General features: G+C 70.3%; 21 protein-coding genes. 9 read left to right on the plus strand and 12 right to left on the minus strand.

Annotated elements, in window-relative coordinates:
* Positions 1 to 4 precede the first annotated feature (4 nt).
* The gene (locus tag ACJMK0_RS04035; RefSeq protein ID WP_405235744.1) at positions 5 to 712 is read left to right on the plus strand and encodes an SOS response-associated peptidase; all 708 of its coding nucleotides are present in this window, start codon (positions 5 to 7) and stop codon (positions 710 to 712) included.
* Here the strand turns inward: ACJMK0_RS04035 and ACJMK0_RS04040 are convergent.
* From ACJMK0_RS04040 to ACJMK0_RS04065, 6 genes are all read right to left on the minus strand, one after another.
* Positions 704 to 1,873, minus strand: coding sequence for a trans-sulfuration enzyme family protein (locus tag ACJMK0_RS04040; RefSeq protein WP_405235746.1), 1,170 nt, complete (start codon positions 1,871 to 1,873; stop codon positions 704 to 706). The genes ACJMK0_RS04035 and ACJMK0_RS04040 overlap by 9 nt on opposite strands.
* Positions 1,870 to 3,705, minus strand: a complete 1,836-nt coding sequence (locus tag ACJMK0_RS04045; protein ID WP_405235748.1) for a DegV family protein — start codon at positions 3,703 to 3,705, stop codon at positions 1,870 to 1,872. The genes ACJMK0_RS04040 and ACJMK0_RS04045 overlap by 4 nt, the downstream gene beginning before the upstream one ends.
* A 10-nt stretch (positions 3,706 to 3,715) precedes the next feature.
* Entirely contained in the window at positions 3,716 to 4,495 is a 780-nt protein-coding gene (locus ACJMK0_RS04050) for a general secretion pathway protein GspB (protein WP_405235750.1), read from the minus strand.
* Between the two features lie 16 nt (positions 4,496 to 4,511).
* Positions 4,512 to 6,260: an ExeA family protein gene (locus tag ACJMK0_RS04055; protein ID WP_405235752.1), complete on the minus strand. Its 1,749-nt coding sequence runs from the start codon at positions 6,258 to 6,260 to the stop codon at positions 4,512 to 4,514.
* Between the two features lie 88 nt (positions 6,261 to 6,348).
* Positions 6,349 to 7,536, minus strand: a complete 1,188-nt coding sequence (locus ACJMK0_RS04060) for a DNA polymerase IV (RefSeq protein ID WP_405235754.1) — start codon at positions 7,534 to 7,536, stop codon at positions 6,349 to 6,351.
* Positions 7,537 to 7,558: 22 nt separating this feature from the next.
* Positions 7,559 to 8,449 carry a polyprenyl synthetase family protein gene (locus ACJMK0_RS04065; RefSeq protein ID WP_405235756.1) on the minus strand — a complete coding sequence of 297 codons (891 nt, stop codon included), beginning with the start codon at positions 8,447 to 8,449 and terminating at the stop codon, positions 7,559 to 7,561.
* Positions 8,450 to 8,651: 202 nt separating this feature from the next.
* On the opposite strand from ACJMK0_RS04065, the gene mvaD reads away from it, so the two are divergent.
* Genes mvaD through idi form a run of 4 tightly spaced genes read left to right on the plus strand, consistent with a single transcriptional unit; the run spans position 8,652 to position 13,489 of the window.
* Positions 8,652 to 9,629 carry a diphosphomevalonate decarboxylase gene (mvaD, locus tag ACJMK0_RS04070; protein ID WP_405235758.1) on the plus strand — a complete coding sequence of 326 codons (978 nt, stop codon included), beginning with the start codon at positions 8,652 to 8,654 and terminating at the stop codon, positions 9,627 to 9,629.
* Positions 9,626 to 10,627 carry a mevalonate kinase family protein gene (locus ACJMK0_RS04075; RefSeq protein ID WP_405235760.1) on the plus strand — a complete coding sequence of 334 codons (1,002 nt, stop codon included), beginning with the start codon at positions 9,626 to 9,628 and terminating at the stop codon, positions 10,625 to 10,627. Before mvaD ends, ACJMK0_RS04075 begins: the two co-directional genes overlap by 4 nt.
* Positions 10,628 to 10,643: 16 nt before the next feature.
* On the plus strand, positions 10,644 to 12,893 hold the full coding sequence (locus ACJMK0_RS04080) for a hydroxymethylglutaryl-CoA reductase, degradative (RefSeq protein WP_405235762.1): 2,250 nt from the start codon (positions 10,644 to 10,646) through the stop codon (positions 12,891 to 12,893).
* Positions 12,890 to 13,489 carry an isopentenyl-diphosphate Delta-isomerase gene (idi, locus tag ACJMK0_RS04085; protein ID WP_405235764.1) on the plus strand — a complete coding sequence of 200 codons (600 nt, stop codon included), beginning with the start codon at positions 12,890 to 12,892 and terminating at the stop codon, positions 13,487 to 13,489. Before ACJMK0_RS04080 ends, idi begins: the two co-directional genes overlap by 4 nt.
* Here idi and ACJMK0_RS04090 read toward each other — a convergent pair.
* From ACJMK0_RS04090 to ACJMK0_RS04115, 6 genes are all read right to left on the minus strand, one after another.
* The gene (locus ACJMK0_RS04090) at positions 13,477 to 14,949 is read right to left on the minus strand and encodes a hydroxymethylglutaryl-CoA synthase (protein WP_405235766.1); all 1,473 of its coding nucleotides are present in this window, start codon (positions 14,947 to 14,949) and stop codon (positions 13,477 to 13,479) included. The genes idi and ACJMK0_RS04090 overlap by 13 nt on opposite strands.
* Before the next feature lie 182 nt (positions 14,950 to 15,131).
* Positions 15,132 to 16,520: a DUF4286 family protein gene (locus ACJMK0_RS04095; RefSeq protein ID WP_405235768.1), complete on the minus strand. Its 1,389-nt coding sequence runs from the start codon at positions 16,518 to 16,520 to the stop codon at positions 15,132 to 15,134.
* A gap of 68 nt (positions 16,521 to 16,588) precedes the next feature.
* Positions 16,589 to 19,204 carry an acyl-CoA dehydrogenase gene (locus tag ACJMK0_RS04100; protein WP_405235770.1) on the minus strand — a complete coding sequence of 872 codons (2,616 nt, stop codon included), beginning with the start codon at positions 19,202 to 19,204 and terminating at the stop codon, positions 16,589 to 16,591.
* A gap of 150 nt (positions 19,205 to 19,354) precedes the next feature.
* Positions 19,355 to 20,332 carry a malate dehydrogenase gene (locus ACJMK0_RS04105; RefSeq protein ID WP_405235772.1) on the minus strand — a complete coding sequence of 326 codons (978 nt, stop codon included), beginning with the start codon at positions 20,330 to 20,332 and terminating at the stop codon, positions 19,355 to 19,357.
* 60 nt (positions 20,333 to 20,392) lie between these two features.
* Positions 20,393 to 21,067: a hypothetical protein gene (locus tag ACJMK0_RS04110; protein ID WP_405235774.1), complete on the minus strand. Its 675-nt coding sequence runs from the start codon at positions 21,065 to 21,067 to the stop codon at positions 20,393 to 20,395.
* Positions 21,060 to 21,635 (minus strand): RNA polymerase sigma factor, encoded by a 576-nt coding sequence (locus ACJMK0_RS04115; RefSeq protein ID WP_405235776.1) that lies wholly within the window; start codon positions 21,633 to 21,635, stop codon positions 21,060 to 21,062. The genes ACJMK0_RS04110 and ACJMK0_RS04115 overlap by 8 nt, the downstream gene beginning before the upstream one ends.
* A 262-nt stretch (positions 21,636 to 21,897) precedes the next feature.
* On the opposite strand from ACJMK0_RS04115, the gene ACJMK0_RS04120 reads away from it, so the two are divergent.
* From ACJMK0_RS04120 to ACJMK0_RS04135, 4 genes are all read left to right on the plus strand, one after another.
* Complete coding sequence (locus ACJMK0_RS04120; protein WP_405235777.1) at positions 21,898 to 22,089, plus strand: hypothetical protein; 192 nt, start codon at positions 21,898 to 21,900, stop codon at positions 22,087 to 22,089.
* A 93-nt stretch (positions 22,090 to 22,182) separates the two neighbouring features.
* Positions 22,183 to 22,566, plus strand: coding sequence for a GntR family transcriptional regulator (locus ACJMK0_RS04125; RefSeq protein ID WP_405235779.1), 384 nt, complete (start codon positions 22,183 to 22,185; stop codon positions 22,564 to 22,566).
* Positions 22,563 to 23,420, plus strand: a complete 858-nt coding sequence (locus tag ACJMK0_RS04130) for an ABC transporter ATP-binding protein (RefSeq protein WP_405235781.1) — start codon at positions 22,563 to 22,565, stop codon at positions 23,418 to 23,420. The genes ACJMK0_RS04125 and ACJMK0_RS04130 overlap by 4 nt, the downstream gene beginning before the upstream one ends.
* Positions 23,417 to 24,349: a hypothetical protein gene (locus tag ACJMK0_RS04135; RefSeq protein WP_405235783.1), complete on the plus strand. Its 933-nt coding sequence runs from the start codon at positions 23,417 to 23,419 to the stop codon at positions 24,347 to 24,349. The genes ACJMK0_RS04130 and ACJMK0_RS04135 overlap by 4 nt, the downstream gene beginning before the upstream one ends.
* The last annotated feature ends 20 nt before the right edge of the window (positions 24,350 to 24,369 follow it).

Genomic DNA, 24,369 nt, shown 5'->3' on the forward strand with positions numbered 1-24,369 from the left:
GGCCGTGTGCGGACGATTCGCGTTCTATTCCGCCCGCGAGGCCATGGCCGCGGTGTTCGGCGTGGACGATCCGCCGCCCATCGAGCCCCGTTACAACATCGCGCCCACCCAGCACGTGCCCGTCATCCGCGCCGGCGAGGACGGCGCGCGCTACGTCGCCATGCTGCGCTGGGGACTGGTGCCGTTCTGGGCGAAGGACACGAAGATCGGCAACCGGCTCATCAACGCCCGTGCAGAGACCGCCGCCGACAAGCCCGCCTTCCGCGCGGCCTGGAGCCGGCGCCGCTGTCTCGTGCCCGCCGACGGCTTCTACGAGTGGCGCGCAGGCTCCGATGGCAAGACGCCCTGGTTCGTGTCGGCGGCCGCCGGCGAGCCTTTCGCCATGGCGGGGCTGTGGGAGCACTGGGAACCGAAGGCAGGTGCAGACGCGAAAGCCGAGGGCCCGCTGGAGACCTTCACCATCCTGACGACCGCGCCCACCGACCTCATGGCCCGGCTGCACGACCGCATGCCGCTGGTGCTGGGCCCCGAGCGTTCGGCCGCGTGGCTCGCGGGCGAAGACCCGGCCGGCGACGGCCGCTCTCTGGCCGACCCGGGCGTGGCGCTGCGCGCCTGGCCGGTCAGCCGCCGCGTGAACAGCCCGCGTAACGAGGATGCGTCGCTGGTGGAGGCCGCCGGCGACGAGCGCCTGGACGAGACCGGATCAGGCTGAGATCGCCCGCTCGAGGTCGGCCAGCAGGTCGTCCGGATGCTCCAGGCCCACCGACAGGCGCAGCAGGTCGTCCGGCGTCAGCGTCCCGGGTCCCTCCACCGGCGCGCGATGTTCGATCAGGCTCTCGACGCCGCCGAGGCTGGTCGCCTGCGTGAACAGCCGCGTGCGTCCCGCGACCGCCTTCGCCTGCTCCGCGCCGCCGGCCATGCGGACGGACAGCATGGCGCCCAGGGGCAGCGCGCTTCCGGTCTCCTCCAGGAGACTCTGGCGAACGGCCAGCGCATGGCCGGGATGCTCCGGCAGACCCGGGTAGAGCACTGCGCTCACCGCCTCGTGTCCGGCGAGCGCCCCGGCGATGCGCAGGGCCCCCGCCGACTGGCCGCGGACCCGCACGGCCAGCGTGGCGAGGCTGCGCAGCAACAGCCAGCAATCGAAGGGCGAGGGACTCGCCCCGGCGACGCGCTGCTGGCGGCGCACCGCCTCCATGACGGGGCCGTGCCGGCCGATGACCGCCCCGCCCATGAGATCGCTGTGGCCGCCGAGATACTTGGTCGTGCTGTGCATCACGAGGTCGGCGCCGAGGGCCAGGGGCTGCTGGATCACCGGCGTGGCCAGCGTGTTGTCGCAGGCCAGCAGCGCGCCGGCCGCGTGGGCCGCCTCCGCGATGGCACGTACGTCGCTCACCCGCAGCAGCGGGTTCGAAGGCGTCTCCAGCCAGACGAGTTCGGTGCGCCCCGTGATGGCGGCCCGTACCGCCTGCAGGTCGGAGGTGTCGACGAAGCGGGTGACGATGCCCCAGCGCGGGGCCAGCTCCGTCAGCTGCTGGCGGGTGCCCCAGTACGCGTCCTCGGTGCAGACGATCTCGCTGCCCTCCGGCAGGGCGGAGAAAACGGCGAACGAGGCGGCGGAGCCGGAGGCGAAGGCCACCGCGGCGTCGCCTCCTTCCAGCGCGGCCAGCGCGGCTTCCGCCTGCAGCCGGTTCGGCGAGTCGTCGCGGATGTAGGACAGCCCGGCCGGATTGCCGCGCCGGAAAGTGGTGGCCGGCTGCCAGCCGGTCACCGCGGCGCCGGTGGCCGGGTCCGGTTCCCGGCCGGCATGGACGCCCAGCGTCTCCAGGTGCAGAGGCCGGTCGCGCCCGCTATCGTCGTGGCGGTCGCTCAACCGCCCGGCTCCCGCAGTTCCTGCAGCGAGGCGACCAGCGTGCCGGGCCCGCCGTGCACGCCGATGGCGGTGCCGAGCTCGGTGACCCAGGACTGCTCCACCCGGTCGAGCCGGGCCGCCAGCCGGCGGCGCAGCTCCTCGGCTTCCTCGCCGCACTGGGCGTGGGCGACGGCCAGGCGGTAGCGCCGGCCGGGTGCCACGCGTCTGGCCACGTAGCGGACGAACTTCGGCAGTCGGTTCGCGCGGCCGAAGATCACGCCGCCCGAGGTCACCTGGCCGTCGGGAGTCGTGCGCAGCACGGGGTTGAGGTTCAGCCACTCGGCGACGATCTTGCGCGAGCGGGGCACGCGGCCGCCGCGCACCGCGTAACGGAGATCTTTCACCAGGCCGAAGCTCCAGGTGTGGGCGACGGCCCATTCCGTCTCCGCCACCACCGCCGCCGCGTCCATGCCGGCACGCGCGCACTCGGCGGCATGCATGGCGACGAGGCCCTGGCCGAGGGAGACGTTCAGGCTGTCGATGACGTGGATGCGCCCGTCGGCTCGCACGCGCTCGGCGGCCGACCGCGCCGCCTCCAGGGTACCGCTCACCTTGCCCGTGAGGCTCACCGAGACCACGTCCGGGAAATGGCTGGCGAGGAACTGGTACTGCCGGCGGAAGTCGCCGGGCGCCGGCTGCGAGGTGGTGGGGTGCACCGGGTTCGTCTTCAGCTCCTCGAAGAACTCGTCCGGCGTGATCCCGACCTTGTCCAGGTAGCCCTGGTTGCCGAAGCTGATCCGCATGGGCACCACGTGGATGTCGAGGCGTTCCATCTCCTCCTCGGGGATGTCGGCCGCGCTGTCGGTAATCACCGCCACCTTCACGCCCGCGCCGTGGGTGGCGTGCTGCTGGCGGTGCATGTCGTCGGCCTTCTCGCCGGAGACGGCGCCGTGACCGGCGGCGACGCGGAATACCTCCTCCGGCTCGTTCACGTGGATATGGATCTTGGCCTTGCGGCGGGTACCGGCCAGCACCAGGCTCGCGCCCAGCGCCGACAGCTGCTCCCTGAGCTTGCGCCGGTCGATCTCCTCGCCGGTCACCATGCACTCGGTGCAGTAGCGGTAGTCGAGGTCGCTGTCTTCCCCGGCGGTGGCGCTGAATTCCTCGACGACGGAGATGAAGTCCGCCTCGTCCAGGTCCACGATCTTGCCGTCGCGCACGTAGTCCAGCATGCCCGCCACCATCTCCACGAAACCCTGGGCGCCCGCGTCGACGACGCCGGCCTTGCGCAGCGCCTCCAGCTGGTAGGTGGTCTCCGCCAGCGCCTTGCGGGCGGCTTCCAGGCCGCTGCCGAGCAGGCTCGGGAAATCGATCTTCGGCATGTGGCCGAGCTGCTCGCGCAGTCGCGAGGCGAACGCGGCGACGACGGACAGGATGGTGCCCTCACGGGGCTCGGACAGCGCGTCCCGGGCGTACTCCGAGCCCACCGTGACGGCCCGCGCGAAGGTCTCCGGCGTGATGCGGGGCACCTCGACGGCCGCGTCGCTCACGCCCTGGAAGAATTGCGCGAGTATCGCCCCGGAGTTGCCCCGGGCGCCGTCCAGCATGGCGTCGGCGACGCGGATGAGCACCCGGTCGGCCGGCAGCTCCTCGGCGCCCTGCAGCGCGCCGCGCACGGCGGACAGCGTCAGGGCGAGGTTGGTGCCGGTATCGCCGTCCGCCACCGGGAATACGTTGATGCGGTTCAGGAGGTCCTGGTTCTCCAGCACCCGGTGCACCCCGGCGCTGAGCGCGAGGCTGAGGTGCCTGCCGTCGAGATACTCCACCGCCGCCGCGTCGCCCGCTCCGTTCACGCCGTCCTCCCTAGTCGCGGGGCAGCAGGAAGCGGCGGCCGTCGTGTTCCAGCACGACGCCGTTGCGGACGATGGAGGCCACCCGCGGTCCTTCGGTGAGGTCGTCGCCCTCCCGGTACTTCGTCGTGTTGACGTAGACGAAGCGGCCCCGGGGCTGCTCGCTCCAGACGTGGATGTCCAGATGCAGGTCGGGCAGGCCCGTATCGCCTCGCACCCTGAGCTCGTCCAGGGTGGGCAGGGTCAGCGCCTGTTCTTCGCCGCTCGCCGCGGCTCCCGTGCGTGACCCCGCTGCGGGTGCCTGCGGCTGCTGCGCGGCGTCCCGGTCGGGCGACCCGGATTCGGCGCGGACGGCATCGGCGGCCTCGGCGTCATCGGCGGCGTCCGCCGCTGGCATGACGGCTGCCGGCGTTGCCGCCGCGGCCCGCGCCGGCTCTTCGTCGGGGGAGCCGTAGCCGCTATCCGGTGGCGTCGTGCTCAGCCTCTCGGTCCGCGTCCGGTCGACCAGAGCGGCGAGTTCCGGTGCCACTCTCTCCGGCACGGTGGCGGTCCGGGTCTCCGCGGGAGCGGCGGCCGGCGGGTCCGTGGACGCGTCGGCGGTCGGCTCCGCCCCCGGCCGCAGCAACACGGCCAGGAGGACGACCACGTTCACGGCGAGCAGCCCCAGCAGCCACCAGATCCAGGCGGGTGCGCCGGGGGCCTCGCGCGCCACCGGCACGTCGGCCACGCCGAGTCCGCGCTGGCCCTGGCGCTCGTTCTCGGATTTCTTCAGTGCGTCGAGTATGAAGGACATGGCATCCGCCGCTGCGTCATCCGCTGACCGTGAGGCGCGGCGTCTGTGCCAGGCCGAGGTCGGAGTTGATCAGGATCTGGGTCTGCTGGCCGGCGATGCCGTCCACCTGCAGGCGCTGGCTGCGCTGGTACTCGCGCAGTCGCTGCTCGAGGTCCCGGTCGAAGTAGTCAGAGTCCTCGTCCCCGAACGGCCGGCCCTGGATCTCGCTCAGGCTGCGCCGCAGCCAGCGCACGCCGTCGCCGCGCATGCCGTACTGATAGGCCACCACGTCGCCGAAGGGCGGCCGCCACAGCAGCACGAAGTCGCCGTACCAGTAGTTCCCGATCTCGGACAGCGGCAGTTCGTAGCGCTGTCCGCCGAGCAGGATCACGCCGGTCTCCTCGTTCAGGGCCGCCAGCACCACCCGGTGATCGGCCGCGTCCTCGTCGGTGAGCGTGAGTATGGCCGGGCGGTCGAACTGGCGCAGCGTGTTCCACGTGCCGCGCTGGAACAGGCACTGCAGTCCCTGGCGCCCGGCCTGGTCGCAGGCCGCGCCGGCCTCCGGGTCGTAGCCCGCCGTCCAGATGTCGAACAGGGTCGCGAAGGCCCGCACGCTGTCCGTCGCTTCCGGATTGTCGCGCAGGATCGCGGCCAGCGAGGGGTCGGGGTCGTTGCCGACTCCGGCCTGCCCGGGGGCATCCTGGCCGGAGTCGACCGCGCCCGTCCCGTCGTCCGGCGATGACTGCGATGCCTGCGACGGGCGCGGCTGTGACGAGGCTTCCGCCGCGGCGATCGGCGACGGAGTCGCGCCCGCGGGTCCGGCGGCGGCACCGGGCGGCCCGATCATGCGGACCACCGGGCGGGCCGGAGGCTGGTCGTCCGCCGGCGCCAGGTAATACCAGGCGCTGAAGGCCAGGGTGGCGAGTGCGGCGGTACCCGCGAGCGGCAGCAGCCACCGCTGCCAGAACGGGTTCTCCCGCTGGCCCGAGATCTCCGCCGCGGCACGGCGGACCAGGGTCTTGTCCACCTGCCGGCGCTCGCGGCTGTAGGCGCCGAGCAACGAGCGGTCGCAGATCACGTTGACCAGCCGCGGGACTCCGCCGGAGAGGCGGTACACCTCGCGCTTGGCCGCAGGCGTGAACAGGTCGGTGACGGCGCCCGCCACCTTCAGGCGGTGCTCGATGTAGCGGATGGTCTCGTTCCGGTCCAGCGGCTCCAGGTGATAGCGGGCGGTGATGCGCTGGGCGAGCTGGCGCAGATCGTTGCGGGCCAGCAGCTCGCGCAGCTCCGGCTGGCCGATCAGGATGATCTGCAGCAGCTTCTGCCGGGTCGTCTCCAGGTTGGTCAGCAGCCGCACCTGCTCGAGTACCTCCGCCGCCAGGTTCTGGGCCTCGTCCACCACCAGGATGGTGCGGCGGTCCTCGGCGTGGGCCGCCAGCAGGTGTTCGTTCAGCGCGTCCACCAGCGCGCGCAGGCTGTCCCGCTCTTCCGGCTGCGGTATGCCGAGTTCCCGGCAGATGGCCACCAGGAACTCCCGGGCGGTGAGCTGGGGATTCAGGACCACGGCCACCTCGGTGCGCTTCGGCAGCTTCTGCAGGAGGCTGCGCACGAGTGTCGTCTTGCCGGTTCCCACCTCGCCGGTGAGTTGGATGAAGCCGTCGCTCTCCGTGACGCCATAGACCAGATGAGCCAGCGCCTCCGAGTGACGCTCGCTCATGAACAGATAACGCGGATCGGGCGTTATCGTGAACGGCTTTTCCGTGAGTCCGAAGAAGCTCGTGTACATGGTCCTGCCATATCAGGTCCGGCCCGCCATTCTAACCCAAGCCCCGGCGTCTACATGCCACGGATGCGATTGCCGATACGCATCCCCGTCAGTCCCGGTCCATGCTGCGGGCGCGGCTGAGCGCGGCGCTGCCGAAGCGCTCGCGTATGCGGTCCACGGTCTGGTCCAGCCCGCTGCCGGCGCCGTCGCTGGCGGCGTCGAACAGGTCGAGTTGTTCGGCGGCGGTCAGTTCCGCTCCGCCCACGCCGAGCAGCCGTATGCTGCGGCCCGGATACTCGTCCCGCCATGCCGCGAGGAGGTCGCGCGCCGTCTCGAACAACGACCGGGTGGCGTTGCCCGGGGGATGCAACCGGGTCTGGCGGGTATAGGTGGTGAAGTCCGCGGCGCGGATCTTCACCTGCACCGTGCCGGCGACCAGCCGCTTCGCCCGGAGGCGCGCCGCGGTGCGTTCGGCGAGCCGCAGCAGCCGGCGCTCCTGCTCCTCGACGGATTCCAGGTCCTCGTCGAAGGTCTGCTCGGCGCTGATGGACTTCTCCGGGCGGTGCACCACCACCGGCCGGTCGTCGATGCCGGCGGCCCGCTCCTGCGCCCGCCCGGTATAGCGCCCGAACACGGGCCGCAGCGTCTGCGCGGCGGCCGTGCGCAGATCGGCGATGCTGCGCACGCCGAGGGCGTGCAGCCGCGCCAGCGTCTGGCGGCCGATGCCCGGCAGGGTCTCCACCGGCAGCGGGTCCAGCGTCTCGCGCAGGGTCTCCGGCGTCACCAGCACGAGTCCGTCCGGCTTGTCGAGGTCCGAGGCAATCTTGGCCACCAGCTTGTTCGGCGCGATGCCCACCGACGCGCAAAGCTCGGTCTCGGCGCGGATGTCGTCCTTCACGGCGCGCGCGATCTCCATGGCGCTGCCGAAGAGATTCAGGCTGCCGGTGACGTCGAGGAAGGCCTCGTCCAGGGACAGGCCTTCCACCACCGGCGTGTAGCGGCGGAAGATGCCGAAGATCTGTCGGGATATCGTCTGGTAGTGCTCCATGCGTCCCTTCACGCAGATCGCGTCCGGGCAGCGCCGCAGCGCCTCCCGCGTGGGCATGGCGGAGCGGATGCCGTAGCGCCGCGCCTCGTAGCTCGCCGCGGCCACCACGCCCCGTGCGGTGCTGCCGCCGACGATGACCGGCCGGCCCCGGAGCTCGGGCCGGTCGCGCTGCTCCACCGAGGCATAGAAGGCGTCCATGTCGACGTGGAGGATCCAGCGCTGGCGCTCGCCGTAATCGTATTCGTTCATGGCCCGGAGCGGCGACGCGTCCTCAGCTGGCGCGGTGGATGATGAAGTCGGCCAGCCAGCGCAGGGGCTCGGCCGACTCGCCGAAGTGGTCGAGCGCCGCCGTGCCCGCTGCGTAGAGTTCGTCGCAGCGGCGCTTGGCCTCGTCGAGACCGAACAGCCCGGGCCAGGTGGCCTTGTCGTGACTGGCGTCGGCCCCCGCCGTCTTGCCGATCACCTCGGTCTCGCCCTCCACGTCCAGGATGTCGTCGCGGATCTGGAAGGCGAGGCCCAGGCACTCGGCGAAAGTGGCCAGCGCGTGGCGGGCCTCGTCGCTCGTGTCGACCGCCAGCAGGGGCGGGGTCAGGATGGAGGCGGCAATCAGCCGGCCGGTCTTCAGCCGGAACATGTGCTCGAGCGTATCCCGGTCGAGCCGCCGGCCCTCGGACTCGAGGTCGATGGCCTGGCCGCCGGTCATGCCCAGCGATCCGCAGGCCCGCGTGAACAGTTCGATCACGGCCAGCTGCGCGCTCGGGCCTGCCGGCGGCACCGGCGCCTTGGCCAGCACCTGGAAGGCCAGCGGCTGCAGCGCATCGGCGGCGAGGATGGCGGTGGCCTCGTCGAAGCGCCGGTGCACCGTGGGCTTGCCCCGGCGCAGGTCGTCGTCGTCCATGGCGGGCAGGTCGTCGTGGACCAGCGAGAATGCGTGCAGGAACTCGATGGCCATGGCCGGCGGGTCCAGGTGGCGGACGTCTATACCGAGCACCTCGCCGCTGGCATAGACGAGCAGCGGCCGGATGCGCTTGCCGCCGTTCAGTGTCGCGTAGCGCATGGCCTCGTGCAGGCGCAATGGCAGCTGGTCGGCCGCGGGCAGGGTACGGTCCATGGCGGCGTCCACCCGGGCCGTATAGCTGTCGATGCGGTCGGCGAAAGACATGGTTTTCGGTGGCTCCCGATTGCGTCGGTCCGGCGCGGACCGGCATGGACCGGCACTCGTCGGCAGTTCGCGTCGGCGGAAGCGTACACCGAATCCGGCGCCGAGGCATCGGCGCCCCGGGGCCGTCGCCGCGCCCGCTCGCGCTGTCGGCGGCCGGCCGGGCATGGGATAATCGCGGCAGATTCCCTGACGGTCTTTCTCCATGCGGGCCACCGCCGTAGCGCACCCCAACATCGCCCTCGTGAAATACTGGGGCAAGCAGGACAGCGGGCGCAATCTGCCCGCGGTCGGTTCCCTGTCGATCACCCTGGACGGTCTGCGCACCCGCACCCGCGTGGCCTTCGACGAGGGACTCGACGCCGACCTCGTCGTGCTCGACGGCGAGAGTGGCGGTCCGGCCGGCGCGCGGGTGGCCGCCTGCCTCGACCGGTTCCGGGAGCGCACGGGCGTCGGCCGTTTCGCCCGGGTGGAGAGCGACAGCAACTTCCCCGTCGCCGCCGGCCTGGCATCGTCCGCGTCCGGTTTCGCTGCCCTGGTGGCCGCCGCGGATGCCGCCGCCGGCACCCGGCTCGACAGGGCGGCCCTCGCGCGTCTGGCCGGCGCCGCCTCCGGCTCCGCGGCCCGCTCGCTCTATGGTGGCTTCGTCCGGCTGGATCGGCCGCGCGCCGGCGAGACGGACATCTCGCTGACGCCGCTGGCGGGCGCGGAGGAGTGGCCCCTCGAGGTGGTGATCGCCGTGACCGATCCGGAGCCGAAGCCGGTGGGCTCCACGGCGGCGATGCTGGCGAGCGAAGCCACCTCGCCCTACTACGGCGCCTGGGTGGCCGCGCAGGAGGACGACCTGGACGAGGCCGCCGCCGCCGTCGCCGGGCGCGACTTCGAGCGCCTCGCCGCGGTCTCCGAATACAGCTGCCTGAAGATGCATGCGCTCACGCTCTCGTCGCGGCCGGGCATCCTCTACTGGAAGCCGGCCACGCTGGCCTGCCTGCACGCCGTGCGCGAGCTGCGCGAGGCCGGCCACGGCACTTTCTTCACCGTGGACGCGGGTCCGCAGGTGAAGGCGGTGTGCCTGCCGGAGGCGGCCGAAACGGTCGCGGCGGCGCTGACTGCGGTGCCCGGCGTCACCGGCCTCCTGCGAGCCGGGCTCGGCGGCGCGCCGGAGATCACGGAGTCCGGGTGAGCGGCGCCGAAGCACCCGGCAAGCTGGTCCTTACCGGCGAGTACGCGGTGCTCGACGGCGCGCCCGCCGTCGTGACGGCCGTCGACCGCCGCGCGCAGGTCATCGTCGAGCCGGCGGCGGCCTGTCGGGTGCAGGCGCTCGGTCCCGGGATCGCGCCGGCGCCATTCACCCTCGCCGGCGACGGAACGCTCGACTGGCAGTCGGAGCGCGCCGCCGAAGACTACCGCCTGCTCGGCGCGGTCACGGAGACGCTGGCGCAGGACGGGCCGCTGCCCACCGACCGGCCGTTCGACCTGCGGCTCGACACCTCCGCGTTCTACAGCGGCGCCGACAAGCTCGGCCTCGGTTCCAGCGCCGCGCTGACCGTCGCGTTGACCGCGGCGCTGTGCCGGCACTTCGGCAGGACGTTCGAGGACTCTCTGGCCTACGAGGCGCACCGGCGGCTGCAGGGCGGCGAGGGCAGCGGGCTCGACATCGCCGCTTCCATCGCGGGCGGCCTGATCCGTTTCGTCGTCGGCGATCCGCCGTCGGTGGAGCGGCTGCGCTGGCCCGACGGGCTGGAGGCGCTGTTCGTCTGGACCGGCCGTTCGGCCGCCACCACGCCGCGGGTGCGTCGCTATCGGGCGTGGCGCCGCTCGCCCGCGGCCGTCGAGCCGGGCGGGCGCCTGGTCCGGAGTGCAGCGGAGGCGGCCGACGCCTGGCAGGCCGGCGACACGCAGGCCGTGCTGGAGGCCACCGCCGCCTGGGCCCGCGCCCTCGACGGCCTCGGCGAGGCGGCGGGACTCGACATCGGCGGCGGCGGGCACGCGGAACTCGCCCGGCTGGCTGACGGGGCCGGCGTTGTGTATAAACCGAGTGGCGCGGGCGGCGGCGACCTCGGTCTGGCACTCGCCGGCGACCGGAGGCGGCTGCAGTCTTTCCGTGCGGCAGCGGACCGCGCCGGTTTCCGACCGCTGCCACTCCGCCCGGACGACGGCGGCCTCGCCACGGTAGAATGACCGGCCCGGACACCCCATGAACGACCAGCCAGGAAATACCAAGAGTTCCCGCGTGCCCGGGCTGTACCGGCTCAATGTCGCCGAGCGCCGCCGGCGCCTGGCCGACATGCAGATCATCACCCAGGACGATGTGCGCCTGCTGGAGAGCATGCGCGGCGGGCTCACGCCGGAAGCCGCCGACCGCATGATCGAGAACGTGATCGGCGTGGCCGGTCTGCCGCTTGCCATCGCGCCCAACTTCCTGATCGGCGGCCGCGAGGTGGTGGTGCCGATGGCGGTCGAGGAACCCTCCATCGTGGCGGCGCTGTCCTCGGCGGCCAGGCTCGTGCGGGAGTCCGGCGGTTTCGCGGTGCAGGCGGAGGAGCCGCTGCTGGCGGGACAGCTGCACGTGGTCGGCCTCGACGACGCCGATGCCGCCGTCGACAAGCTCCGCGAGGCCGAAGCCGAGATCATCGAGCGGGCCAACAGCCTGCAGCCGAACATGGTGGCGCGGGGCGGCGGCGTCCGCCGCATCGACCTGCGCGCACTGAGCCTCCCGGACGGCCGGCCGCTGGTCGTGCTGCACCTGAACGCCGATACCCGCGACGCCATGGGCGCCAACCAGGTGAACACGCTGTGCGAAGGCGTGGCGGGGCTGGTGGAGTCCATCACCGGCGGCCGGGTGCACCTGCGCATCCTCTCGAACCTCACGGACGGCGCCCTGGTGACCGCGAGCTGCCGCATCCCGGTGGAGCGCCTCGGCGAGCGGGGCGAGGAGGTGCGCGACGCCATTGTCCTGGCGAACGACATCGCCCTCGTCGACCCCTACCGGGCGGCCACCCACAACAAGGGCATCATGAACGGGGTGGACCCGGTGGCAATTGCGACCGGCAACGACTGGCGCGCGATCGAGGCGGCGGCCCACGCCTGGGCCTGCCGGGACGGCAGTTATCGCGCGCTGACCCGCTGGCAGACCGACGAGGACGGCAGCCTCACCGGCGAGCTGACCCTGCCGCTGAAGACCGGCATCGTCGGCGGCACGCTGAGCGCCAACCCGGTGGCGAGTTTCGCCTTGCGCCTGCTCGACGTGCATACGGCGAAGGAACTCTCCGGCATCCTCTGCGCGGTCGGCCTGGCGCAGAATCTCTCGGCGCTGAAGGCGCTAGCCACCGACGGTATCCAGCGCGGCCACATGACGCTGCACGCGCGCAGTGTGGTCTCCGCAGCCGGTGCGCCGCCGGAGCACTTCGACCGGGTGGTGAACGAGCTCGTGGCCAGCGGCGAGATCAAGCCGTGGAAAGCGAGCGAACTCATCCACGCCGTGGCCGAGGAGACCCGGGAACAGGAAGAGGCCTTCCTGGCCGAGGCCAGCAGCGGTGCCGGCAAGGTGATCCTGCTGGGCGAACATGCCGTGGTCTACGGCCGGCATGCGCTGGCCGCGCCGCTGCCGCTGGCGGTGCATGCGGTGGCGCGGGAGAAAGGCGATGCGCTGCGCCTGCGCGTGCCCGAATGGGACGTGGATCGCGCCATCGACCCCGATGCGCCGGACGACAACCTGCTCGACGCCTGCCTGCGGCTGGCGGTGCGTGAGCTCGGCGTGGCCGGCCGGGGCATCGACATCATGCTGCGGCCCCACCTGCCGCCGGCCATGGGGCTGGGCGGTTCGGCGGCGATCGCCGTGGCCGTCGTACGGGCGCTGGACCGCTGTTTCGGCCTCGGCCTGGACGATGCCGCGGTGAACGCGCTGGCCTTCGAATGCGAGAAGCTCGCCCACGGCACGCCCTCGGGGGTGGACAACACGGTGGCCACCTATTCCCGCACGCTGCTCTACCGCCGCGAGCCGGCGGTAAACCGCTTCGTCGACGCGGGCGACCTGCCGCTGGTGGTGGCGATGAGCGAGGTACGCAGCCTGACATCGGACATGGTGTCCCGCGTCAGGACCGGCTACGAGCGGGATCGCGAGCGCTACACCCGGCTGTTCGATGAGATCGACCAGCTCACGCTCGAGGCGGTGGACGCGCTGGAGCGCGGCCAGCCGGAGGAGCTCGGCTACCGCATGGATATCTGCCAGGGCATCCTGAATGCGCTGGGCGTCTCCGCGCCGGTGCTCGAGAAGATGATCGGCATCGCCCGGGACGCCGGCGCGCACGGCGCCAAGCTCACCGGCGCCGGCGGCGGCGGCTCGATCGTGGCCTTCTGCCCCGACGGCACCGGCCCGGTGGCCGAGGCCCTGGAGAATGCCGGCTTCCGCACGCTGCAGCTGCACGGCGACCGGGGTGAGGCATGACGGATCAGGCCCACGACATCGTCTCCGACGATTCCGAGTCGCTGATCCTGGTCGACCGGGACGACAACGAGCTGGGCACCCTGTCCAAGGCGCGCTGTCACGACGGCGAGGGCCTGCTGCACCGGGCGTTCTCGCTGTTCGTCTTCGACACCGCCGGCCGGCTGCTGCTGCAGCGCCGCGCCGGCGACAAGCGCCTGTGGCCCGGCTACTGGTCGAACAGCTGCTGCAGCCATCCCCGGGCGGGCGAGGCGATGGACGAGGCCGTGCACCGGCGCCTGGCCCAGGAACTGGGCATCGCGGCCGAACTCGATTTCGTCTACAAGTTCGTCTACCAGGCTCGCTACGGCGCTGCCGGCTCGGAGCACGAGCTCTGCTGGGTCTACGCCGGCGTCACGGCGGAGCCGGTGCGGGCCAACGAGACCGAAGTGGCGGAATGGCGGTTCGTGGAACCGGATGCGCTCACGGCGGAACTGGCCGGGCACCCGGAGCGCTACACGCCCTGGTTCCGCATGGAGTGGGAGCGGCTGACCGGCGAGCACGCCGGCACGCTGGCACGGATCCTCGAGCGGCTGGGAGCGGCCGCTCAGCCGACGTAGCGGTAGTACTCGATACCGAGATCCTGGAACTGGCGGTCTTCCCGGTCGCCCACCCGCTCGATGATGAACTCGTCGTTCGGCAGGTAGTCGAGCCCCTGCACCCTGCGCCCGTCATGGAGTGCTTCGTACTGGGCCTGGCTCAGGTCCAGCGCGGGTTCCAGGCAGCGGCGGAAGCCGATGCGGGCGGTGGCCTCACGCCAGGTCTCGCACATCGTGATCGGGATCACCTCGGCCGCATCGCCGCTGCCGTAGCCGAGCGTCAGGATCTCCTCGCCGGTGAGGTCGAGACCGCTGTCCATGGCTTCCTCGAAGCCGGCGGCCATCCACGCCGGCAGTGCGGCGGTGTACAGGTTGCCGAGATCGCGCATGGTCTCCGACCCCAGCACCAGCTTGTCGAGCACGATCTCCTGGTAATCCGGTGTGCGGCGGAAGATGCGCAGCACCTCCATGGTGAGCGGATAGGCCTCGGTGTTCACGCCGCCCTCCGTGGCCAGCTCGGCCAGGGTGGGCACGGCGTGCAGTTCTGCCACGAGCTGGTCGGTGTCCACCTCCGCTTCCCGGCAGTAACCGTCGAGGATGGCGTGCTCCTCCTCGCCGCCGTGGGCCAGCGCCCAGATCCACGCCGCTCCCCAGCCGGTCTCCGGCATGCGCCGATAGGGGCGATGCATGAAGACGGCCTTCAGCGAGCGCAGGTAGGGCGCAGGCTTCACGCCTCGCTTTTCGTACATGTCGGCGAGGGCCTGCAGCGTCTCGTCGAGATAGCAGGTGGTGGAATACTTGCCGTTGAAGACGGGGAAGTCCTGCACCTGATGGGTCTCGCTGCGGTCCTGGCCGCAGAAGCGCAGCATCGGCTTGCGGAAATCGATGTGCCGGTAGTCGGAGGCGGAACCGGCCTGGGTCAGGTCCACCACGGCGAGCTTCGGATCTTCTTCCAGCAGCATCGCGACGGCGCCTGCGCCCTGGGTCTGTTCGCCGCTGGAACCGCGGGCGTACTCGGCGATATCGGCGCAGACGACAATCGCCTGGCTGCCGGCACCGTCCAGTGCCAGGTGGCGGATGGCGCCCTTCATGCCGTACACGCCGCCGAGGCAGGCGTGCTTGAACTCCGGCACCTCGCAGCTGCGCGCTATCGGCGGCTTGCCCTCGGCGGCGAGGGCCTTGTCCACCATGCCCTTGACGATGATCGCGCCCGCCGAGTTGTCGGTGCTCGACTCCGTGCCGAGTCCGAGAAACTTCACCCTGCCGGGGTCGACGTCGTACTGGCGGATCAGCCGCAGCACGGCCGTGGCGGCCATGGTATAGACGCTGTGGCGCTGGCCACGCATCCGGAAACTGCGCCCGACGACCTTGCTGATCTTCGGCCACGGCGCACCCGTCCACTCACACCAGTCCTCCAGCCAGACGCGGTAAGGCGGGACATAAGCTGCGAGTCCACTGATTCCTATGGGTTTTTTTGTCATGGACTGATAGGTTTACACTTACGACTGTCAACTTGTCTTTACGGCATTTACTGCATTGTCGCGCTACCGCGCTCCGGACACAAGTCCCGGCGGCCGACATTCTAGCCCGAAGCGCCCGGCAACGGCGATACCCGGGCCGCTCCGGCGCCCGTCGCTGCCGCGCCGCGTGAGCGCGCCCGGCCTCACAGGCTGAGCGCCGCCACCACGAAGGTGGCGGTCATCATGATCACGAAGGCCAGGAAATAAGCTACGGACAACGCCATGAACTTCGCGAAGGTGACGAGGAATTTCTGCCGATAGACCCGGCGCAGGGAGCGGAACAGGTAGACGGGTATGTAGAACACGACGACCACGCTACCGAGGTCCCCTATCCAATCGAAGCCCTTCATCAGGTCGACCAATCTGCCCAGCAGTACCAGCAGGGTCAGTACGAGAAAGACGAAGGACTGGTAGTGGACGATGAACAGAAGATGTTCCACGTAGTATCGGCGTGACAACGGATACAGGACCTTCAGTACGAACGCGAGCACGGGCAGGAAGGCGAACAACGCCGTGGGCAGGTCGTCGATCAGGGCACGGCCGAGCCCGCGCCCCCGATCCGCGAGCACGCGTTGGCAGGCTTCGCGCAGCCGCTCCTCCGTGAGCCGCTGTCCCAGCCAGCCGCCGATCTGGAACTGCAGATCGTCGCAGGCTCCGGTGACGTTCTCCTCCGCTCTGTCCACGTCCGCCTTTGCCGCAGCCGCATCGCCGCCCGTATCCGGCGCGGCCTCCGGTCCCTGCTCCGCCTCGATGGCATTCTCCGGCTCCCGGGCCCGGCGTTCGATCTCCTCCGGCGGCACTCGTCCGTCGATGCTGTCCCGAATCCCGCTCGCAACTTCGCTCGCTGCGTCTCGGGTTGCTTCGTCGGTGGCCGTCCCAGGGTCGCCGCCGAATTCGACCTGGAAACCGTCCATGTCGAAGAAGGCGGTGATGAAGAAGATCAGGCTGAAGGCGAGATACATGCGGAACGGCGGCATGAAGCGGGCACGTCGGCCTTCCAGGTACTCCGCCGTCAGGTAACCGGGCCTGAGCAGGAGGGCGCGCAGTGTGCGCCAGAGGCGCGAATCCATGTCCAGCAGGTCGCCGAGACCTTCGGTGATCAGACCCCACAAGCTGATCAGGCGGCTGCTGGAACGCTGGCCGCAGATGCCGCAGTACTGGCCGTGCAGGACGTGGCCGCAGTTGAGGCAGCGGGGCGGGGCCGGTTTGTCGTCGCCCGTGCCGGCCGCGGTCAGAATGCGACGTTCGATGCGCACCGAATCGCCGAAACGCCGTTCGGTGGCTGCCCGCATGCGCTCGCCATGACTGGCGAAGTACTCTTCCAGCGCTGCCCGGTCGGTGAGCGTGTAGTGCACCGTGTGCGCGGGCCACTCGTCCTCGGCGCCCGGGACCACGTCGAGGATGCGGGCGCCGGTGAAGCCGGGCAGCTCGAGCATGGCCCCCACGTGGTCCGGCAGCCAGTCGCGGAGTGCGCCGTCGACGGCGGGATCGCAGGCGACCGTGACCTCGTAGATGACGCGCGGCTCTTCCACCTTGTCCCCTTCCCGCGGCGCCGGCGTCCCTGCGCGGCGCCGGTTTCAGAGCCGCGCAGAGCGCGGCCCTAGTCCCTGTCGCCGGCTCCGCCGTCCTGGCTGCTTTCGCTGCCTTCGGCGACCGCCGTCGTGGCGCTGGCCGGGGTGGCGCGTTTCTTCTTCGTCGCCTTGCTCTTCCGCCGGGTGGCCTTTTTCTTTTTCTTCTTACTGCCAGGCCCGGTGGCTTTGCCGGCGCTCCCGCCCTTGCCGCAGGCGAGCGCATCCGGCGGGAAGTCGTCCACGTGGATGATGGCCATCGCCTTGTCGTGATAGGCGAGCAGTTTCTCGGCCTCCTCCTCGCCGAGATAGCCGGCCTCCCGGGCTTCGGCCACCTGGTCGGGCAGGTACTCTGCCTTGATGCGGCCTTCCTTCTCCATCTCGCGCAGCTTCTTCTCGATGGGCTCGACTTCCAGCGCCATCTCCAGGGTCTCCTGCAGCAGGCCGAGCTCGCTGCCGGGGACCTTCGCCCGGTACGCCTGCGCCGCCAGCCGTTCGCGGGTCTCGCCCGGCGTGATCACCAGATCGACGATCTGCTGGCCGAGCTCGTCCGCCGGCGACGAGTAGGTGCGTCCGCGCGGGAATATGAGTGCGCGCAGCAGGATCGCCACCGGACGATTCGGGAAGTTCCTGAGGAAGCTGTGCAGCTGTTCCTGGGCCTGGTACATCAGCGTGCGCACGGACCACTCCACCAGCGGCAGGTCGGACGAACGCCTGCCCTGGTTCTCGAAGTGCTTCAGCACGCAGGACGCCAGGTACATGCTGCTGAACACGTCGCCGAGGCGCGCCGAAAGGAGTTCACGCTGCTTCAGCTTGCCACCGAGCGTGAGCATGGCGAAGTCGGCCGCCAGGGCGAACGCCGCGCTGTAGCGGTTGATGTTCTGGTAGTAGCGCCGGGTGGGCGTGTTCAGCGGCACACGGCTGAACTTCGCATGGGTAAGCGCCAGGAAGAACGACCGGGCGGCGTTGCTGATGGCATAGCCCACGTGGCCGAACAGCGACTTGTCGAACGCCCGCAGGCCGCGCTCCCGGTCCTCGTCCTGCGCCGCGTGCAGTTCCTTCAGGACGAACGGGTGACAGCGGATCGCGCCCTGACCGAAGATGATCAGGCTGCGGGTCAGGATGTTGGCGCCTTCCACGGTGATGGCGATGGGTGCCGCCTGATAGCCCCGGCCCAGGTAGTTCTTCGGCCCGAGCATGATGCCCTTGCCGCCGTGCACGTCCATCGCGTCGTTGGCGATCTTCCGGCCGAGCTCGGTGCAGTGGTACTTCAGCACGGCGGACGGCACCGCGGGCTTCTCGCCCTGGTCGATGGCGCCGGAGGTAACGCTGACCGCCGAACTCATGATGTAGGTGTAGCCGGCGATGCGCGTCAGCGCCTCGCCTACGCCCTCGAACTTCGCCACCGGGAGGTGGAACTGGGTGCGGATGCGGCTGTAGGCGCCGGTGGCGTAGACCGCCGCCTGCCCGCCGCCGAGTGCGCTCGAGGGCAGGGTGATGCCGCGGCCGACCGACAGCAGCTCCACCAGCATCTTCCAGCCCTTGCCCGCCATCTCCGTTCCCCCGATGATGGCATCCAGCGGCACGAATACGTCCTTGCCGGTGGTGGGGCCGTTCTGGAACGCGATGTTCAGCGGGAAATGACGCCGGCCGAGCTCGACGCCCGGGGTGTCCGTGGGTACCAGCGCCGCGGTGATGCCGTAGTCCTCGGGGCCGCCCAGCAGTCCGTCCGGGTCCTTCAGCTTGAAGGCGAGGCCGAGCACGGTGGCGATCGGTGCCAGCGTGATGTAGCGCTTGTCCCAGTTCAGCCGAATGCCGACGATCTCCTCGCCGTTGTATTCACCCTTGCAGACGACGCCGGTGTCGACGATGGCCGCGGCGTCGGAGCCGGCCTGGGGTGAGGTGAGCGCGAAGCAGGGGATCTCTTCGCCGCTGGCCAGTCCGGGCAGATAGCGCTTCTTCTGCTCCTCGGTGCCGTAGTGCAGCAACAGCTCGGCGGGGCCGAGGGAGTTCGGCACGCCGATGGTGGAGGAGGCGGTCGCGCTGCGCGAGGCGAGCTTGGCCAGGATCATCGCGTTGGCGTAGGCAGAGAACTCCAGGCCGCCCCACTTCTTCGGGATGATCATGGCGAAGAATTTGTGCTTCTTGATGTAGTCCCAGACTTCCTGCGGCATGTCGCCGAGCTCGTGGGTGATCTCCCAGTCGTCGAGCATGCCGCACAGTTCCTCGCAGGGGCCGTCGATGAACGCCTGTTCCTCTGCCGAGAGTTTCGGCGGCGGCATCGACATCATCCGGTCCCAGTCGGGCAGGCCGGTGAACAGCTCGCCGTCCCACCAGACGCTGCCGGCCTCCAGGGCTTCCTGCTCCGTCTCCGACATGCTGGGCAGCATCGTGCGGTAGACGTCCAGCACCGGCCGGGTGATCCGCTGGCGACGGAAGTCCTCGAAGTTCAGCGCCACCATGCCGGCGAATAACACCCAGAGCAGGAGCAGCCAGAGGAAGTGGCCGTCGCCCAGGAAGGTGTAGAGGACCAGCGCCACGCCGGCGGCCATGGTCGATGTCCTGAGGTCCACCCGGTGGTAGGCGAGGGCGATCGCTCCGCCGAAGAACAGCAGGAACCAGAACAGTCCGATCAGAAAATCCGCCACGATTGCATCCTCTCTACTCGGGCGCACACGCACCCGTGTACCACGCTGTCACGGCGACAGCGGTCCTTCAATAGGCACTATACCGGAGCCCGTCGGGCGGCTGCAGGCGCCCGACGGGGCTGTCGGAGGCGTGACGAGGGAGCGGGCCCCTCAGAGCAGGGATTCGATGGCGGCCCGCTCCTCGCGCAGCTCGGCGTCGGTGGCGTCCATGCGCGCGCGGCTGAACTCGCTGATGTCGAGGCCCTGCACGATCTCGTAGGCGCCGTCCGCGCAGCGCACGGGATACGAGTAGATGACGCCGGGCTCGATGCCGTAGCTGCCGTCGGCGGGGATGGCCATGCTCACCCAGTCGTCGCCGGGGGTGCCGAGCCACCAGTCGTGCATGTGGTCGATCGCCGCCGAGGCCGCCGAGGCCGCCGACGAGGCACCCCGCGCCTTGATGATGGCCGCGCCGCGCTGCTGCACGGTGGGGATGAACTCGCCGCTCAGCCAGCCCTCGTCCACGCGCTCCGCGGCCGGCTTGCCGCCGACCCGTGCATGGCTGACGTCGGGATACTGGGTGGCGCTGTGATTGCCCCAGATGATCAGACGGCTGATGTCGCCGACGTGGGCATCCAGTTTGGCGGCCAACTGGGCCATCGCCCGGTTATGGTCCAGGCGTGTCATGGCGGTGAAGCGGCCCGGGTCGATGTCCGGGGCGTTCGCCTGGGTGATCAGGGCGTTGGTGTTGGCGGGATTGCCCACCACCAGCACCCGGATGTCCCGATCCGCGTGTTCGTTGATGGCCTTGCCCTGCACCGAGAAGATCTTGGCGTTCTCCTGCAGGAGGTCGGCACGTTCCATGCCGGGCCCACGGGGCTTGGCGCCGACCAGCAGGGCGAACTGGCTGTCCTTGAAGGCGACGTTCGCGTCGTCGGTGGCCTTGACGCCCGCCAGCGTATCGAACGCGCAGTCCTCCAGCTCCATCACCACGCCCTCGAGGGCGGGCAGCGCCGGCGGTATCTCCAGCAGCTGCAGCACGACCGGCTGGTCGGCGCCGAGCATCTGGCCCGAGGCGATACGGAAAGCGAGCTGATAGCCGATCTGACCTGCAGCTCCGGTGATGGTGACGTGGACGGGTTTCTTCATTTTGCTGACACCTGACTGCCCTGCGGGGTGCCGGATTCTAGCACGGTCGGCTGTCCGGACTCAGTCGGCCGGGTCGTCCTCCGGCCCGTGGCGGGCGGCCCAGGCCCGGCGCTCCCGCTCGGCCGCTGCCTGTTCCCCGGCGGCCTCCAGTTCGGCGATGCAGTCCAGCCAGGCATCGGCGTCCGCGACGTGGTCCGTGCAATGAGTCGATGCCGTTGCGGCGCCGTTGCCGGCCAGCGATTGCGCCGCCTTACGGCTGGCGCGGCCGAGCTCGGACACCGCCTGCCCGGCGTCGGCCCGGTCGGGCTGCAGTGCGTGGGCCGGCAGGGCTGCCTCATCCTGCAGGCGCTCCGTTGCGGACGGCGCCGCGGGCAGTGGTACCGGTGCGGAGGCGGGCGGCGTGGCCGGGGCTGCCTCGTCCAGCGCGGTGTCTCCGACGGGGCTGCCCGGTTCGCTATGCCGGCTGGGAACCGGTTGTCCGCCGTCCGGCGGCGTGGCGACCTGCAGTACCAGCGCCACCGCCAGTGCCAGGGTCGCGGCGATCGCCAGGGGCCGCTGCCAGGGCCGTGCCGGCGGCGCCCGGCGGGCCTGCGCCCGGATGCGCTTGTCGAGCGCGGCCGGCGGACGTTCGCGAGCGAGTTCCCGGTAGGCGCGGGACACCGTCTCGTCGCCTACCGTCGCTGCGTCGCCTCCGCTGCGACCGTAGTCGACACGACCCTGCCCGGGATCAGCCATCGTCTCGTCCTCCCGCGTCCTCGGCCAGCGGTGCGAATCCTTCCCGCAGCTTGCGGTAGGCGTAGCGCAGACGGCTCTTCGCCGTCTCGGCACCCACGCCGGTCACCTCGGCGATCTCCGCGACCGACAGTCCGCCCTCCTCGCGCAGCAGGAAGGCGTCGCGCTGCTCCGGCGGCAGCGCGGCCAGCAGGCGCTCCAGCCGGGCCCGGGCCAGCGCGCGCTCGGTTTCCCGGCCGGGGTCGCCCTCGCGGGCCGTCAGCACCACCGCATCGGCATCCTCCTCCCGGCCGCGGCTGCGATGGCGCCGATAGTGGTCCACGAAGCAATTGTGGGCGACCCGGTACAAATAGGTGGAGAACCGGGCCGTCGGCCGGTAGCGGTGGCGAGCCGCGATGAGCTTGCCCCAGGCCTCCTGGAACAGGTCCTCCGCGGTGGCGGTGTCGAGGCAGAGCCGCAGGAGATAGCGGTACAGGCCGTCCTTGTGGCGGCTGTAGAGCGCGTCGAAGGCGGTCGCGTCACCGTCCCGGTAACGCAGCATCAACCGTACGTCCGGGTCCGATGGCGTCATCGGGCCAGTGTATGCGACCGCCCGCGGCGGCGTAACGGCATCGGCATCGGGCAAGTGCGGCTCCTCGCTGCTCACACCGTATGAACGGCCCCGGCCGGCCGGCGGGGTTCGTTCGCTCCGGAATGTGAAGCAAGTCTTGATTTCCCTGCGTTTGGTGTTATAGTTGACTACAACACCCGTTCACGTAGGCGCAGAGTCGCCTGCCGGCGGACGGAGAAGGACCGAAACAGGGAACTAACCCGGGGACAGAGAGGCTGTAGAGATGAATGGCGGACAGGAGAGCGGACAGGAGAGCGGACAGGAGACAGGCGGAAGACTCACGCTCGGCCTTGCGGTGCTCATGCTGATGGCGATGGCGCTGGTGGCGAGCGAGCTGAGGTCGGGCGGCGAGGACGGCGCGGACCTGCCCTCCGGCCCGGACCACATCCTTTTTCTGGAGGCCGGCAAGGGCTGAGCGGGGGCATGAGTGAGTGTCGGCGCAGCGCAGTTCGGGTCCTCCGCGGACATTACCGGGGCCGGTATGGCCGCGCCCCGGGGCAGGGAGCTGATGGAAGCTGACTGGAGCGACAACCAGCCGATCTACCGCCAGCTCCGTGACCGGGTGGTGGCGATGATCCTGGAAGGCGTGCTGCAGGACGGCGATGCGCTGCCCTCGGTGCGCAACGTCGCCGCCGAGTACCGCCTGAATCCGCTGACCGTGCTGAAGGGCTACCAGGAGCTGGTGGACGAGGAACTCGTCGAGAAGCGCCGCGGGCGCGGCATGTACGTGCTGCCGGGTGCCCGGGACCGGCTGCTGAAGGGCGAGCGCGAGCGGTTCCTGGAGCAGGAGTGGCCCGAGGTCGTCGCCACCATGCAGCGCCTGGAGCTGGACCCTGCGGACCTGCTGGCGCGCGCCGAACGGGCGAAGGAAGAGGGGAGCGACGAATCATGACGGCGGTCGTGCAGGCGCGCGGGGTGTCGAAACGCTACGGCTCCACCCGCGCAGTGGACAACGTCAGCTTCGACGTGGAGCCGGGCCGCATCGTCGGCCTGATCGGCCCGAATGGCGCCGGCAAGACCACACTGCTGAAGACGCTACTCGGGCTGACCGACTGCGAGGGCGAGCTGCGCGTGCTCGGCCTCGACCCGTTCCGGCAGCGCAAGCAGCTGATGCAGAACATCTGTTTCGTCGCGGATGTGGCCGTGCTGCCGCCCTGGATCCGGGTGAACGATCTGCTGGACTTCGTCGAGGCCGTGCACCCGAACTTCAGCCGTCGCGAGGCGGACGCCTTCCTCGAGCGCACCCCGGTGCGCCGCGACGCGAGGGTGAAGGAACTCTCCAAGGGGATGGTCACCCAGCTGCACCTGTCCATCATCATGGCCATCGACGCGAAGCTGCTGGTACTGGACGAGCCGACGATCGGCCTGGACATCCTGTTCAGGAAGGAGTTCTACACCACCATCCTGAACGACTATTTCGACGAGCAGCGGACCATCATCGTGACCACCCACCAGGTGGAGGAGATCGAACACATCCTCACCGACGTGATGTTCATCGACGACGGCCGCGTGGTGCTCGACGAGAGCGTGGACGAGGTCGCCGCCCGCTACGTGGAGCTGACCACCAGCGGCGACCGGGCCGAGCAGGCCCTGGCGCTGCAGCCCATCGCGCGGCGGGACGTTTTCGGCAAGAAGGTGCTCACTTTCGAGGGCGTCGACCGGGACCGCCTGCGCGGCCTGGGCGAGGTGAAGACCCCCGGCCTCGCCGACCTGTTCGTGGCCAAGCTCAGGGGGGCGAGAGCGTGATCCGCAGAGCCTATTTCCTGCTGCAGCGCGAGCTGTGGGAGCACCGCGCCCTGTATCTGACGCCGCTGGTGATCGCGCTGGTGGTGGCCCTCGGTGTGGCCACCGCGCTGGTGACCGGCGGCGGCCGCATCGTCGGTTTCGAGAACATCGTCGCGGGCATGCGCGCCGGCGGCGATGTGGGTTCGGTGGCCGGGATCGTGGCGCTTACCGTGGGACCGTCGACGGTCTTCGTCGTCGGACTCGCCTTCCTCGTCTTCTTCTATTCCATCGACGCGCTCTACGCCGAGCGCAAGGACCGCAGCATCCTGTTCTGGAAGTCGCTGCCCCTCACCGATACAGAGGTGGTGATCTCGAAGCTGGTCACCGCGGCCCTGCTGGCGCCGGTGATCACCTTCGGCTTCCTCGCAGCCACGCAGCTCGTGATCCTGTGCCTGTCGACCATCGCCGTGTGGCTCGGCGGCGGCAGTGCCTGGGAACTGGTCTGGCGGCCCGTGCCGTTGCTGCAGATCTGGACCCTCTCGGTCTATTACCTGGTTGGCGCCTCTCTCTGGTTCCTCCCGTTCATAGCATGGGGCCTGTTCTGCTCGGCGTTCGCGAAGAAGAACGTCTTCCTCTGGGCCGTGCTGCCGTTCGTGGTCATACCGCTGGTCGAGCGCCTCGTCTTCGACACCGGCGTCTTCGCCCGGGTGGTATTCAGCCGCCTGGGCCACATGCCCTGGATCACGGCGAGCTTCCGCGGCGACGACGTCCACATCTCCATCGGCGATCTCCCCGCCAGGCTGGTCGGCGAGATGAATCTGCTCGCGCTGCTGGATCCGGGCGAGTTCCTGACGACGCCGGGCCTGTGGGGCGGGCTGGCGGTGGCGGCCGGCTTCACCGCGGGCGCGATCTATTTCCGCCGCTACCGGGACGAGACCGCGAACGGCTGAAAGCCGCCGGCGCCGACCCG

The sequence above is a fragment of the Lentisalinibacter orientalis genome, from assembly GCF_040706535.1.
GTDB classification, from domain to species: Bacteria; Pseudomonadota; Gammaproteobacteria; order Steroidobacterales; family Woeseiaceae; genus Lentisalinibacter; species Lentisalinibacter orientalis.

Excerpts from the sequence above, each read along its gene's own strand:
- ACJMK0_RS04080 (WP_405235762.1), top strand. The coding sequence starts at position 10,644 with ATGAACGACCAGCCAGGAAATACCAAGAGTTCCCGCGTGCCCGGGCTG.
- ACJMK0_RS04055 (WP_405235752.1), bottom strand. The coding sequence starts at position 6,260 with ATGTACACGAGCTTCTTCGGACTCACGGAAAAGCCGTTCACGATAACG.
- ACJMK0_RS04105 (WP_405235772.1), bottom strand. The coding sequence starts at position 20,332 with ATGAAGAAACCCGTCCACGTCACCATCACCGGAGCTGCAGGTCAGATC.
- ACJMK0_RS04060 (WP_405235754.1), bottom strand. The coding sequence starts at position 7,536 with ATGAACGAATACGATTACGGCGAGCGCCAGCGCTGGATCCTCCACGTC.
- ACJMK0_RS04090 (WP_405235766.1), bottom strand. The coding sequence starts at position 14,949 with ATGACAAAAAAACCCATAGGAATCAGTGGACTCGCAGCTTATGTCCCG.
- ACJMK0_RS04120 (WP_405235777.1), top strand. The coding sequence starts at position 21,898 with ATGAATGGCGGACAGGAGAGCGGACAGGAGAGCGGACAGGAGACAGGC.
- ACJMK0_RS04065 (WP_405235756.1), bottom strand. The coding sequence starts at position 8,449 with ATGTCTTTCGCCGACCGCATCGACAGCTATACGGCCCGGGTGGACGCC.
- ACJMK0_RS04110 (WP_405235774.1), bottom strand. The coding sequence starts at position 21,067 with ATGGCTGATCCCGGGCAGGGTCGTGTCGACTACGGTCGCAGCGGAGGC.
- idi (WP_405235764.1), top strand. The coding sequence starts at position 12,890 with ATGACGGATCAGGCCCACGACATCGTCTCCGACGATTCCGAGTCGCTG.
- ACJMK0_RS04130 (WP_405235781.1), top strand. The coding sequence starts at position 22,563 with ATGACGGCGGTCGTGCAGGCGCGCGGGGTGTCGAAACGCTACGGCTCC.
- ACJMK0_RS04115 (WP_405235776.1), bottom strand. The coding sequence starts at position 21,635 with ATGACGCCATCGGACCCGGACGTACGGTTGATGCTGCGTTACCGGGAC.
- mvaD (WP_405235758.1), top strand. The coding sequence starts at position 8,652 with ATGCGGGCCACCGCCGTAGCGCACCCCAACATCGCCCTCGTGAAATAC.
- ACJMK0_RS04050 (WP_405235750.1), bottom strand. The coding sequence starts at position 4,495 with ATGTCCTTCATACTCGACGCACTGAAGAAATCCGAGAACGAGCGCCAG.
- ACJMK0_RS04125 (WP_405235779.1), top strand. The coding sequence starts at position 22,183 with ATGGAAGCTGACTGGAGCGACAACCAGCCGATCTACCGCCAGCTCCGT.